Below are 12,463 nucleotides of genomic sequence, written 5' to 3' on the forward strand. Positions count from 1 at the left end.
ACCTAGCGTAGTTACCAACAAATCCAGAGCTAAATAATGTGATGCGGCACTAGCTCAGCTGGTAGAGCGCGACCTTGCCAAGGTCGAGGTCACGAGTTCGAACCTCGTGTGCCGCTCCAAACTTCTCAGTTTATATTCGACTGGAAAGATACAGAATATGATGTAATGCGGCACTAGCTCAGCTGCAGTAGGTAATCAACGCGACCTAGCGTAGTTACCAACAAATCCAAAGCTAAATATTGTAATGCGGCACTAGCTCAGCTGCAGTAGGTAATCAACGCGACCTAGCGTAGTTACCGACAAATCCAGAGCTAAATATTGTGATGCGGCACTAGCTCAGCTGGTAGAGCGCGACCTTGCCAAGGTCGAGGTCACGAGTTCGAACCTCGTGTGCCGCTCCAAACTTCTCAGTTTATATTCGACTGAAAAAATAAAGAATATAATGTGATGTGGCACTAGCTCAGCTGCAGTAGGTAATAAACGCGACCTTGCGGAGTTACCAACAAATCCAGAGCTAAATATTTTGATGCGGCACTAGCTCAGCTGCAGTAGGTAATCAACGCGGCCTTGCGTAATTACCGACAAATCCAGAGCTAAATATTGTGATGCGGCACTAGCTCAGCTGGTAGAGCGCGACCTTGCCAAGGTCGAGGTCACGAGTTCGAACCTCGTGTGCCGCTCCAACTCTTCTAAATTTCTATATTCATCAAACACTTCCTATTCGCTTTTAAAATACACACATATTCCACCAAATTTTTGCAATAAACTGATTGCTTAATTTTAGTTCGGCACGTAAAATACGCGCTCTTTCGGCCCTACTATTATCGTTCCTTGCCTTACCCCGACTGGCCGAAACGGGACAAGGCTATACTAACCGTAAGGAATATCCATGCGTCATTACGAAATCGTATTCATGGTTCACCCAGATCAAAGTGAGCAAGTACCTGGTATGATCGAGCGTTATACTGGTGCTATCACTGAAGCTGGCGGTACTATCCACCGTCTAGAAGACTGGGGTCGTCGTCAACTGGCTTACCCAATCGAAAAGCTTCACAAAGCACACTATGTTCTATTGAACGTTGAAGCACCAACTGAAGTAATCAACGAGCTTGAAACTTCTTTCCGCTACAACGATGCAGTGCTTCGTAACCTAGTTATGCGTACTAAAAATGCAGTAACTGAAGCATCTCCTCTTGCAAAAGAAGAGAAAAAAGAAGCAGCTTCTGCTTAATCGTTGTTGATTTCGGATTTGACTAACCTTTCGAGGTAATGGTGAGTACTCAGGTTGACCTGTATACCAATCAATATCTGCTCTCGGGCGTGATTTGTAAAACACCTAAATTTAGTCAAAGCCCAGCTGGGATCCCGCACTGTATATTTGTACTTGAGCACAAATCAATGCAGCTAGAGGCTGACCTAACTCGAAATGCCTACGTGCGTATTCAAGTGGTTGCCAGTGGAGAACAGTTCCGAAACCAAACTGAGCATTTATACGTTGGGCAAGCATTACAAGTTCGCGGTTTTATAAATCGCCACGAGAGCCGAAATGGCTTAAGTCAGCTAGTATTGCACGCACAACATATTGAAAGAATTAATTGAGGAAATTACTCATGGCACGTTATTTCAGACGTCGTAAGTTCTGCCGTTTCAAAGCGGAAGGCGTACAACAAATTGATTACAAAGATCTGGCTACTCTTAGAAACTACGTAACAGAAAGTGGCAAAATCGTACCTAGCCGTATCACAGGTACTAGCGCTAAATACCAGCGTCAGCTAGCAACTGCTATTAAGCGTGCTCGCTACCTAGCCCTTCTTCCATACACTGACTTACACAAGTAAGCAGCTGATTACTAGTTTTTAAAAGGTGTAGAGACATGCAAGTTATTCTACTAGACAAAATTGCAAACCTAGGTAGCCTAGGTGATCAGGTTAATGTTAAATCTGGCTTCGCACGTAACTTCTTATTCCCTAAGGGTAAAGCAGTTCCTGCAACTAAAGCTAACATTGAAACTTTCGAAGCACGTCGCGCTGAGCTTGAAGCGAAAATCGCTGAAGAGCTAGTTGCTGCACAGGCACGCGCTGAAAAACTAGAAGCACTAGCTGAAGTAACTCTAGTTTCTAAAGCGGGTGACGAAGGTAAGCTATTCGGTTCTATCGGTACTCGCGATATTGCTGATGCTATCTCTGCAGTAGGTGTTGAGGTATCTAAGTCAGAAGTTCGTCTACCTCTTGGTACTATCCGTGAGACTGGCGAGTTCGACGTAGCTATCCAAGTACACTCTGACGTTACAGCTACGATCAAAGTAATCGTAATCGCTGAAGCTTAATTTTTAATTAAGCCCAAAAAAGCCGTGTGTTTTTATACACGGCTTTTTATCACTTAATTGACCTATATTAAGTACCCCTTCAAAAAAATCATAATAATAATCTTAATCATACCAATTTCAGGTATGACATGGATGATCCTCTCGCTAACGGATACCTCTACAAACGAGGTAGTTCAGTTGTAATATGGTGTAATAAGTTTCTTTTTTAGAAACTTTGGCTTCATGTTATGTTTACATATTATAGGCTTGTCCTTTTCTTTGTCTTTTGTCTGTCATAAAGTAATTATAATGACAGCGCTATCAAATTGGTGGTGGAATATATAAATGCCTGTGAATAAAGGTTTTACATTAACTGAGTTGTTAATAGCAGTGGCTATCGTGACGATTACAGCAAGCTTTGCATATCCGTCGTATGTGCAATACGTTCAAGATGCAAATCGTTCTCAAGCACAGCAACAGTTGCTAGAAACTGCTGCTGTGATAGAGCGCATTTATAGTCGCAATGGTGGCTACCCTGATGCGGACTTGATGCCTAATTTGCCACAATCAGATCTGTATTCCTTTGCTTATATTCCGCTGGATAAACCTAATGGCGCTGTAGGTCAGTACCGAAACTTAAGCTATCGGCTCACCGCCACACCAATAGCAGGTAAGGCACAAGCAGCTGATAGATGTGGTGTGTTAAGTATTAACCATCAGGGAAACCAAGGAGCAAATAATAATGACTGTTGGTAAGTGTCGCCGCGGCTTTACCTTGCTTGAGTTGTTAATCTCTATGGCTATATTAGCCATTTTGGCTTCAGTAGCTGCACCTAGTTTTATTAAACAAATTCAACAAGATAGAGTGACCACTCATGCTAATGAATTACAAGCTATCTTTCGTTTAGCTAGGAGCGAAGCCGTCAGACGTGAACAACAAGTTGCTTTGGTTGTTGAAAGTGGTGATTGGGTAATTAAAACGACAGAAAATGGTCAGCTAACAGAAGTGGGTCGTTTTACGATTAAGCACAGCTCAATAGAAGTGTCGTTAGCCGAGCAAATAGTGCGTGAAAGTGGTGAGGTATTAGCGACAAATAACATACTTATTACAGATAACCTGACAAATACGCAGGACTACCGGTTGTGCGTACTGGTGAGCGGTCAGAGTTGGTTAGATGAGGCAGAGCAAAATTGCAGCTAAATAAAGGGTTTTCACTTATTGAGGTTGTGGTATCTATGTTAGTGGCAGGGTTGATGCTGCTAGGCCTTGCTGCAACACAATTAAAGTCACTGCAGTTTGCTTCCAATAGTTTTCAATACACTATGGCATTAATACATGGGCAAAATGCGATTGAAAGAATATGGCCTTTGCTGTGTGAGTTACAGCACAATAATAGTGATTTGACCACTGCAAACCCTTTGATCCAGCAACTACACCCAATTGATGATCGTTTTACGCTGATTCTGCCTGCGATTTATAGTAACAACATGCAGATTACGGTGAGCTGGCAGGACAACAGAGTAGACAATCCTGCAGAAAATCAAGTTTCTCTAACTGCTAGCTATCCAAATGTTGCGAATACATGCCCACCACCGCCTGGAGGTAGCTAATGCGCCATAAAGGATATACGCTGCTTGAGCTGATGATTGCTATGGTGGTTGGCCTGATATTAGTTACGGGAATCGCTGCATCTTATACATCCATTAAAGAGACTGTAACAACAAGCCAGCGACTTGCGGCTTCACAAGAAATCATTCGCTATACCAATCGGGTAATGATGCGCAGCATTAAACAGACACAAAGTATCCCTACAGTGTCTGCGACAGACATTCGTATCGACCAGTTAGCTGGTGTCCCTGCTTGTGATGGTAGCGTTCCATCAACTGATTATACTGAGCGTTACTTTTTACAAGGTGAGTATTTAGTATGTGACCGTGGCAACGGAGATGTGAATTTATTAAAAGGCGTGACAGGGTTGGCATTTACCATCAATGGCCAGCTGATCACGGTGACAATCCAAGGTAATCGTTTTCCTTTGCAGTATGGTGCAGGCATACAAATGAATTTTTACGCTGGATTAGGTAGCTAATACAATGAAACAACAACAAGGTTTTACACTAGTAAAGGTGATGCTGCTTGGTGGCATGGCGAGTGTTGTCGTATTTGCTTCTCTCAAGGAAGGTGTTGTACAAGAGAGATTAAGCGGTAATTTCCAAAAAGATATTAATGCCCGATTAGTAGCTGAGCAGGGGATAAGAGAATACCGCCAGCGATTGGAGCAGTCATTAATAAATAACCCGACGAGTGTTGCTCAATTGGTTGCTGGCGTTAGTACAACAGGTGATGGTGCCATCAATGACTCGCGTTTTAATATATCGGTAACCACAAGTGGTAATGAGTTCAGCGTTGAAAGTTTAGGTCAACGCTATGGTGAACATGCTAATCATAGATTAGTTGCACGCTTTGAGCTACAGCCAGCCCCAAAGGCATCTATTTTTCAAAATGCGGTAACAGGCTGTAAAGGTGTTAACCTGTCAGGTAGTGGCGCAGTAGACAGCTATGATTCATCAAAAGGCACTTACGAAGAAACCAAAAGCAACGATGGCGATGTGCATACTGTAGTTGGTGATGCTGATGTAGTGCTGTCTGGACATTCGCCAATTAAAGGTGATGTGCAAGCATCCGGGATAGTCTATTTAAAAGGTTCATCCCCGATCCTTGGCGATGTAAGATCGAATACTGGGGTGGATATTTCGCCTTCATCCAGTGGTATTCGAGTTGAAGGAAATGTCTATAGCCGTGGCTTTTTCAAACATAGAGGTGGAAAAATAACTGGCTATGTTCGCGCAATGGGAGATGCGCAAATGGAGTGGGGCGCTGAGATACTTAATCAGCAGGGGGATGCTTTTGACATCCAGTATGCCGATAGTGGTCAATTTAAAGATACAGGGCTACAGCTACAAGATGGAGTGCATTACTCGGATCCTAGGTTTAGGGTGCAAGATTTAGTGGTTGAGCCGGTAAAAGTCTATGACCCAGATTCTCCAGATTATGATCCGGCTAAGCCCAATAAAGAATGTGATCCGCTCGCTTTGCCGTTCAACATGAATAGTATTATCGATCCTAATAATCAATATACAGATTTACAGGTTGGCGCCCGACAGATCTTACACTTTAAGCCAAAGCAGGCGGTGTATGAGCGTAATGGCACTCATGTTTATGTCGCCAAAGAAAAAGCAATTTACTTATTTCAAGGCATTGATCAAAACTTAGGAGCTGCAACAGAACGCACTCAGCTAGCATTTCCATTTAAAAGTTTAAAGCTTGGTTCTGATGGTCAAATAAAGGTCTCAGGCGGTGATGTGATCTGGCTGGTTGATGGTGACATGACATTATCGGGGAATACCCAAATTTGGATCGAAAAAGGCAGCTCGCTCACTGTTTTTACTACGGGAAAAGTGTCAATTGGTGCAAGTGCAAAAGTAGTCGCAGAGCAAGAGGGGTTGACTGAGAGCGGATTACCAGTATTTAGTGTTTACTCCTCTTTTGATGAGCCAAATGGATTTGTGTTTAGCGGGGCCTCTTCTTTGTACGCTGCAATTTACTCGCCTTTGACTACTATCTTACTAAATGGCAGCGGTCAATTTTATGGGACAGTTCGAGGCGCTTCAATTACTGGTACTGGCGGCACAGGGATTCACTTTGACCAAGCACTGAAAAATGCAGGAATTGGTGTGCAGCCACCATCAGGTGGAAAGCCGAAGTTGATCTTCAAAGGCTGGCACTACAAACCGTATGAGGTTGAAGATCAAGAAGCATCAAATTGATACCATTCATTCGCATAAGCAAATTGGTATTATTTGAGTTGTTGCACATTTTTTTTATCTTTCTTTAAACCATTTCTCATTTAGCTTGCGTCTAAACCTGTACTTATACCAATTAGTCTTGATACTTGCTTAAAATAGAAAGTTTAGTTGAGCAATTTGGTATTAAAGAAAAAGCTGAAATGAGTAATTGGGCGTTGGTGGCTTTGTTTGTTTCATGTGATATGCGAAGATGAAGGTATCAACCCAAAGGAACAAACGCATGATAATTAATGCCAAAGCGGCATTTTCACAAGAACAAACTGATGCGCTAGTGGCTAGATGTCAACAGGGGGATCAAGGTGCATTCCGTGAGCTATTTGAACAGCACCACCGTCGAGTTTATGCATTATGCCTGAGATTGTTAGCTGAGCCTGCTCACGCGGAAGATGCTTGTCAGGAAGTTTTTGTGCAAGTGTGGCAAAAGATTGATCAATTTAAAGGGCAATCACAATTTTCGACCTGGCTCCACAGTGTGGCGAGTAATATTGCTATCAGCTACCTTCGAAAGCAAAAAAACTGGTTTCAAAAGGTGGTGAGCTTTGAACAATCGGGGCTTGATGAACAAGGTGCTGAGCAACTTGGAGAGCTAAACGGATTGGACAAACTGATTGTGAGATTACCTGAGCGTGCACGATTGGTTTTTGTATTACATGCCGTTGAAGGGTATCGCCACGAGGAAATTGCCAATATGTTGAATATGGCTGTAGGTTCGAGTAAATCGCAATATCACAGAGCCAGAAATCTATTACAGGAGTGGTACAACAATGACTAAACCATCATTTGATGAATTTATGCATACCGCACTGAATGATGAGCAGTCGCAGCCAGCACCGCAGCGCGATTTATGGCAAGGTGTTGAGCGCGCGATTAATCAAGCGCAGCCTGTGCAGTCGCCAAGACAAAGTAATTGGCAAAAGCTTTCTGGTATTGCCGCTTGCACTTTTGCGGGTCTTCTTGCTTGGCAAGTAATAATGAGTCAACCAAAGCAGGATTCATTGGCAAATATCAGTGCTTTTTTTGAGCAGCAAAAACAATCTTTGCTTGTGCAGTATGAGGCGCAACCAGCCCTAACCTCAGATTGGCAAACTCAGTTGCAAGAACTTGAACAAGCTGAGCAGGCTGTAAAGCTTGCGTTAAAGCAAGACCCTGAAAACGCTGCATTACTAAATATGCTTGCTCAGGTTTATCAACAGCAACTCGATTTAATTAATAAGGTTCATGAACCTCGTTGGCAACAAATTTAGGAGAACTAAAATGAAAGCATTAATTTTTGGCCTTGCAGCACTGCCAACATTGGTATTGGCTGGAGAATCTATCGATAAAGAACTGTCCATCCCTGCTAACGGCAAAGTTATTATTGAGAACCAACGTGGTGATGTCATCATTAAAACATGGGATAAAAACCTGTTTAAGGTGAGCGGCAAGCTTGATGATAAGGCCGAAGGCTATAAGTTAGAGACCTCGGGTGAGATCACAGAGTTTATCGTAGAAATGCCAAAACGCTACAATAGCTGGGGAACAGGTGGTGGCTCGAATTTAACGATTTATATGCCGAGTACCAGCGAGCTTGATTTTGAAGGTGTTATTGTTGATGTCGAAGCGGCGGAGTTAACCGCAGGAGCCAGTATCAAAACAGTGAATGGTAATATCAAAGTCAATAAGATCAGCGGCAAGATCTCACTAGAAACTGTAAATGGCGACATAGATAGCCAAGAGTTAAATGGTAATATTCAGTTTGAAACAGTAAATGGTGATATTGAGGATGTAGCTTCCAATGGGAAGCTGCGATTTAACGCCGTGAACGGTGAAATTAAAACGCAAACTACAGCAACGGAGATACGTCTAGAAAACGTAAATGGTGAAGTTGAGCTAAAAATGGCGGAGCTGAAAGATTTACGTTTATCGACCGTAAATGGTGAGATTAAACTCTACACCAACAAGCTTTTAGATAATGCGGCAATTAACATGGAGAGTGTGAGCGGAGACATTGCACTATATTTCCCAAGTGATGTGTCAGCTCGATTTGAAATAAATGCTCATTCAGGTGGACGCATAACCAACGAATTAAGCGCTGATGAGACAAAAAAAGCCAAATATGGCCCAGCCCGCTCTCTTGAGTTTGTATTAAACGGTGGTAATGCTGATGTTGAAATCGACACGGTCAGTGGCAATATTGAATTAAAACGAAAATAATCACGCATTATGGATACAAGCACTACAAAAGGCCAGAGTTTAACTAAACTCTGGCCTTTTGTAGTTTGCACTTGCAAGTAGACCAGATACAATAGAGGGCCTTCTCTTTTTCAATGTTGTGATATGGCTAAATCAGATCTACAAGTCGACACCTTAAAAGTTCCTCCGCACTCAATTGAAGCCGAGCAGTCCGTGTTGGGCGGTTTGATGCTCGATAATGAAGCGTTTGACCGTGTTGCGGAATTGGTGGTTTCCCATGACTTTTATACCAGAACCCACAAACTGATTTTTGAGGCTATGGAGAAGTTGGTAGAGTTAGGTCAACCTATCGATTTAATCACGATTTCTGAAAACCTTGAGAAAAACAACCAGCTAGAAACTATAGGTGGTTTTTCTTATCTGGCTGAAATTGCAAAAAATACCCCTAGTGCAGCAAATATCGACGCCTACGCGAGTATCGTACGTGAACGTGCGGTAGTGCGTGAAATGATAGGGGTAGCCAATGAAATCGCAGAGGCTGGTTTCAACCCTGAAGGACGTGACAGTCACGAGCTCTTAGATTTAGCAGAAAGCAAGGTGTTCAAGATTGCTGAGCAGCGCACCAAGAGCACTGAGGGACCACAAAGCATTCATAACATCTTAGAAAAAACTGTAGATAAAATTGAAGAGCTATACCAGTCTCCTCAAGACGGTGTTACAGGGGTAAGTACTGGATATGGAGATCTGGATAAGATGACTGCGGGTATGCAGCCTTCAGATCTTATTATCGTTGCAGCGCGTCCATCGATGGGTAAAACCACATTTGCGATGAACCTCGCTGAACATGCTGCGATGACGCAGGATAAGCCTGTACTGATCTACTCGCTAGAGATGCCCTCAGAACAAATCATGATGAGGATGCTTGCTTCTTTAGGTCGTATCAACCAAACCAAAGTGCGTACAGGGCAATTAGATGATGATGATTGGGCTCGTCTATCATCAACCATGGGGCTGCTAATGGAAAAGGGCAAGATGTATATTGATGATGCGTCGGGTCTTACCCCCACTGATGTACGCTCAAGAGCAAGACGTATTGCCCGCGATCATGGTGGGATCAGTATGATCATGGTGGATTATCTCCAGCTTATGCGCGTGCCTAGCTTATCTGACAATCGTACACTTGAAATTGCAGAGATCTCTCGTTCACTAAAAGCCCTTGCCAAAGAACTCCAGTGCCCAGTTATTGCGCTCTCTCAGCTTAACCGTACACTAGAACAGCGTGCAGACAAGCGCCCTGTAAACTCTGACCTCCGTGAATCTGGCTCCATCGAGCAGGATGCCGACTTAATCATGTTTATTTATCGCGATGAGGTTTACAACGACGATAGTCCCGACAAGGGAACCGCGGAGATCATTATAGGTAAGCAGCGTAACGGTCCAATTGGTAAGGTTAGGTTAACTTTCCAAGGTCAATACTCTCGATTTGATAACTATGCAGGCCCTGCAATAGACGACGAATATTAATCTTCAATTGAGTAGTAATATGCGATTAGCAAGTGCTGAGATAAATTTAACCGCGCTAAAAGAGAACTTGAAGTTAACACAACAGTTAGCACCAAACAGTAAAGTCATGGCTGTACTTAAAGCCAATGCTTATGGGCATGGACTTGTTAAAATAGCACAGCACCTCCAAGATGCAGATGCCTTTGCTGTGGCTAGAGTGGACGAGGCGTTAGCACTGAGAACGGGTGGGATCACAAAGCCAATTGTGCTGTTAGAGGGTTTTTTTGATCCCTCAGATTTACCTATTTTACTAGCCAATAACTTGCAAACCATTGTTCATGACATTTCTCAGCTCGAAGCCATTGAGCAGGCAAACCTAGATGCACCGCTTACGGTCTGGCTAAAAATCGATACTGGCATGCACCGCTTAGGGGTGGAGCCAGAAGAGTTTGAACACTTTTACTCTCGTCTTAAACGCTCTAAAAATGTGGCCGAACAAATCCATCTCATGACGCATTTTGCCTGTGCTGATGATACAAAAGATAGTAAAACACAAGAGCAGCAAACGCTGTTTGATACGTTAGTGTCTGGTAACAGCGCGCCACTATGCTTGGCAAACTCAGCTGGTATAATTGGTTGGCCCAGCTCTCACGGGAGCTGGATCCGTCCAGGACTTATGCTTTATGGCGTATCTCCGATGCTAGATTGCGTTGGTAACCAACATGGTTTACAACCCGTGATGCGATTGACCACCAAGGTTATCGCGATTAAGCGCGTTAAAGCCCATCAGGCAGTAGGCTACGGTGGACGTTGGCAAAGTGAGCAGGATACCTACCTTGCAGTAATAGGAATGGGCTACGGAGATGGTTATCCTCGTCATGCAAAGCAAGGTACACCTGTGGTGATCAGAAATAAACGTTACGGTATTGTCGGCTCTGTATCTATGGATATGATCAGTGTGAATATCGATAACAACGTAGATGATATTGCTGTCGGGGATGAAGTCGAGATGTGGGGGCCTCACTTACCGGTGGAAGAAATTGCACAATGTGCGGATACTATCGCTTATGAATTACTCTGTAATGTCACGCCCAGAGTCAGTTATGAATATATCACCTAAGCGATATTGAAGAGTAGGAGTTAAACTTCGTTTTAACTCCTTTGCCCCTGTAATGTGGCTACGATGCGTCTTGCACCACCGTAGTCGCGATGTTCCCCTAAATAGATACCCTGCCAAGTACCTAACCGCAAACAACCTTGATAAATTGGGAGCGTCACTTCGCAACCTAAGGTGCTCGACTTAATATGTGCCGGCATGTCGTCATCACCTTCGTAGTCATGGCGATAATAACTCTGTTTCTGCGGTACAAAGTGATTAAAGTGGCTCTCCATGTCCATACGCACTGTAGGATCTGCATTTTCGTTCACCGTCAGGCTGGCTGAGGTATGCTGAATAAATAGATGCAGCAACCCCACCTCATAATGATGTAATTCTGGTAGCTGGCTGATGATTTCATCATCAATTAAATGGAAGCCTCGATTACGAGGCTTTAGAGTTATTTGTTTTTGGATCCAACTCATAGACTACACAAACATCTTTTCGTCACTGGGCGAGCTTATCGAAGCTGACTTCAATATTGGCATTACCATCAGCAGAGGTAAAAGGCATAATGAGTTTAGGGCCATCACACTTATGGGTGATAGTATGCCCTGCACCAGATACAACAATAGGGGTTGCCATATCAAACTCATAACCCTTTTCGCCAAGTAAATTTTTGGCACCGCCAGTAACCATATTGGTGATTTCGCCAACCATATCAGTGACGTCTTCGTTTATTGAATCAGGTCGTTCACCAAGCATCCGCTCCATAATAGTCAATGCTAGGTTTTCTTCAAATGTGATGGAAAATGAGCCTTTTGTTTGTGGGCCAACCATACCAATTACACCCGAGACATCACCCTGTGCTACCTCATCTTTTTTGACTTTTGGCTTACCAGGGGTTAGCTCAGTTTGTGCCATAGTAGCTAATACATTGATAAGAGATGATAAAAAGGGGTTGATGAATTCTACATTCATATGGATTTTCCCTTACGCATTTTAAATAAATTTGTGTTGCTGTTTTTATTAAGTGTAGTGTTTTTTTATTCCACTGCACTTAATCTTTACAATTTTCGCAACGGCCATGAGCTTCTATGGTTTGCTCGGTGACTATAAACCCCGTTTCAGCTGCTAGGTTGTTTAGTTCATGAGAAATCGTATTAGAGTGTAACTCTTGAACGTTTCCACAGCTGTCACAGATCAGTAATTGCACGGGGTGCATATGGTCGAAATGATGGCAAAGCATAAACGCATTGGTACTTTCGATTTTATGGATAAAGCCCAATTCAGAAAGGAAATCCAGTGCGCGATAGACGGTTGCAGGCTTTGCTGCGGGCTCTGTCAGCTTTAGCTCTTCAAGGAGATCATAAGCACCTACACCACCTTGCTTTGAGGCTAGTAGTCGAAACACTTTCTCTCTAATTGGGGTAAAACGTGCACCACGGTTATCACATACTTGCTTGGCTTTGCTAACTAGTAACTCTATATTCATGATTTCAAATCCTTACACTGCCTTG

General features: G+C 43.2%; 17 protein-coding genes and 3 tRNA genes. 17 read left to right on the forward strand and 3 right to left on the reverse strand.

Annotated elements, in window-relative coordinates; translation table 11 throughout:
* Nucleotides 1-43: 43 nt before the first annotated feature.
* The 17 genes from EAG18_RS03270 (at nucleotide 44) to alr (ending at nucleotide 10,967) form a co-directional block, all read left to right on the forward strand.
* Nucleotides 44-119 (forward strand) — tRNA-Gly (locus EAG18_RS03270).
* Nucleotides 120-325: 206 nt separating this feature from the next.
* Nucleotides 326-401 (forward strand) — tRNA-Gly (locus EAG18_RS03275).
* Nucleotides 402-607: 206 nt separating this feature from the next.
* Nucleotides 608-683: transfer RNA gene (locus EAG18_RS03280), tRNA-Gly, on the forward strand.
* A gap of 206 nt (nucleotides 684-889) precedes the next feature.
* A complete protein-coding gene (gene rpsF / locus EAG18_RS03285; RefSeq protein WP_010368810.1) occupies nucleotides 890-1,231 on the forward strand; it encodes a 30S ribosomal protein S6 in 342 nt (113 codons plus the stop codon).
* A 38-nt stretch (nucleotides 1,232-1,269) separates the two neighbouring features.
* Nucleotides 1,270-1,599: a primosomal replication protein N gene (priB, locus tag EAG18_RS03290; RefSeq protein WP_088531731.1), complete on the forward strand. Its 330-nt coding sequence runs from the start codon at nucleotides 1,270-1,272 to the stop codon at nucleotides 1,597-1,599.
* Between the two features lie 11 nt (nucleotides 1,600-1,610).
* Nucleotides 1,611-1,838, forward strand: a complete 228-nt coding sequence (rpsR, locus tag EAG18_RS03295; RefSeq protein WP_002962753.1) for a 30S ribosomal protein S18 — start codon at nucleotides 1,611-1,613, stop codon at nucleotides 1,836-1,838.
* Nucleotides 1,839-1,873: 35 nt separating this feature from the next.
* Nucleotides 1,874-2,326, forward strand: a complete 453-nt coding sequence (gene rplI / locus EAG18_RS03300; protein WP_099640397.1) for a 50S ribosomal protein L9 — start codon at nucleotides 1,874-1,876, stop codon at nucleotides 2,324-2,326.
* A 324-nt stretch (nucleotides 2,327-2,650) separates the two neighbouring features.
* Nucleotides 2,651-3,061: a type IV pilin protein gene (locus EAG18_RS03305; protein ID WP_125250983.1), complete on the forward strand. Its 411-nt coding sequence runs from the start codon at nucleotides 2,651-2,653 to the stop codon at nucleotides 3,059-3,061.
* A complete protein-coding gene (locus tag EAG18_RS03310) occupies nucleotides 3,048-3,506 on the forward strand; it encodes a GspH/FimT family pseudopilin (RefSeq protein WP_125250984.1) in 459 nt (152 codons plus the stop codon). The genes EAG18_RS03305 and EAG18_RS03310 overlap by 14 nt, the downstream gene beginning before the upstream one ends.
* Nucleotides 3,497-3,916 carry a prepilin-type N-terminal cleavage/methylation domain-containing protein gene (locus tag EAG18_RS03315; RefSeq protein WP_125250985.1) on the forward strand — a complete coding sequence of 140 codons (420 nt, stop codon included), beginning with the start codon at nucleotides 3,497-3,499 and terminating at the stop codon, nucleotides 3,914-3,916. The genes EAG18_RS03310 and EAG18_RS03315 overlap by 10 nt, the downstream gene beginning before the upstream one ends.
* The gene (locus EAG18_RS03320; protein WP_125250986.1) at nucleotides 3,916-4,395 is read left to right on the forward strand and encodes a prepilin-type N-terminal cleavage/methylation domain-containing protein; all 480 of its coding nucleotides are present in this window, start codon (nucleotides 3,916-3,918) and stop codon (nucleotides 4,393-4,395) included. The genes EAG18_RS03315 and EAG18_RS03320 overlap by 1 nt, the downstream gene beginning before the upstream one ends.
* A 4-nt stretch (nucleotides 4,396-4,399) precedes the next feature.
* Nucleotides 4,400-6,133 (forward strand): polymer-forming cytoskeletal protein, encoded by a 1,734-nt coding sequence (locus EAG18_RS03325; protein WP_125250987.1) that lies wholly within the window; start codon nucleotides 4,400-4,402, stop codon nucleotides 6,131-6,133.
* A gap of 259 nt (nucleotides 6,134-6,392) precedes the next feature.
* A complete protein-coding gene (locus tag EAG18_RS03330; protein WP_125250988.1) occupies nucleotides 6,393-6,944 on the forward strand; it encodes a sigma-70 family RNA polymerase sigma factor in 552 nt (183 codons plus the stop codon).
* A complete protein-coding gene (locus tag EAG18_RS03335) occupies nucleotides 6,937-7,416 on the forward strand; it encodes a hypothetical protein (RefSeq protein ID WP_125250989.1) in 480 nt (159 codons plus the stop codon). Before EAG18_RS03330 ends, EAG18_RS03335 begins: the two co-directional genes overlap by 8 nt.
* 10 nt (nucleotides 7,417-7,426) lie before the next feature.
* A complete protein-coding gene (locus EAG18_RS03340; RefSeq protein WP_125250990.1) occupies nucleotides 7,427-8,365 on the forward strand; it encodes a DUF4097 family beta strand repeat-containing protein in 939 nt (312 codons plus the stop codon).
* 123 nt (nucleotides 8,366-8,488) lie between these two features.
* On the forward strand, nucleotides 8,489-9,868 hold the full coding sequence (gene dnaB / locus EAG18_RS03345; protein ID WP_125250991.1) for a replicative DNA helicase: 1,380 nt from the start codon (nucleotides 8,489-8,491) through the stop codon (nucleotides 9,866-9,868).
* Nucleotides 9,869-9,887: 19 nt separating this feature from the next.
* Entirely contained in the window at nucleotides 9,888-10,967 is a 1,080-nt protein-coding gene (alr, locus tag EAG18_RS03350; RefSeq protein ID WP_125250992.1) for an alanine racemase, read from the forward strand.
* Nucleotides 10,968-10,999: 32 nt separating this feature from the next.
* On the opposite strand, the gene EAG18_RS03355 is transcribed toward alr, so the two are convergent.
* The 3 genes from EAG18_RS03355 to zur all read right to left on the reverse strand — a co-directional run bounded on the left by EAG18_RS03355 (nucleotide 11,000) and on the right by zur (nucleotide 12,438).
* On the reverse strand, nucleotides 11,000-11,428 hold the full coding sequence (locus tag EAG18_RS03355) for a secondary thiamine-phosphate synthase enzyme YjbQ (protein WP_125250993.1): 429 nt from the start codon (nucleotides 11,426-11,428) through the stop codon (nucleotides 11,000-11,002).
* A 22-nt stretch (nucleotides 11,429-11,450) separates the two neighbouring features.
* Nucleotides 11,451-11,924: a chemotaxis protein CheX gene (locus EAG18_RS03360; RefSeq protein ID WP_125250994.1), complete on the reverse strand. Its 474-nt coding sequence runs from the start codon at nucleotides 11,922-11,924 to the stop codon at nucleotides 11,451-11,453.
* Between the two features lie 79 nt (nucleotides 11,925-12,003).
* Nucleotides 12,004-12,438: a zinc uptake transcriptional repressor Zur gene (zur, locus tag EAG18_RS03365; protein WP_125250995.1), complete on the reverse strand. Its 435-nt coding sequence runs from the start codon at nucleotides 12,436-12,438 to the stop codon at nucleotides 12,004-12,006.
* Between the last annotated feature and the right edge of the window lie 25 nt (nucleotides 12,439-12,463).

Origin of the sequence: Pseudoalteromonas sp. J010, assembly GCF_003934235.1 — a bacterium.
GTDB classification, from domain to species: domain Bacteria; phylum Pseudomonadota; class Gammaproteobacteria; order Enterobacterales; family Alteromonadaceae; genus Pseudoalteromonas; species Pseudoalteromonas peptidolytica.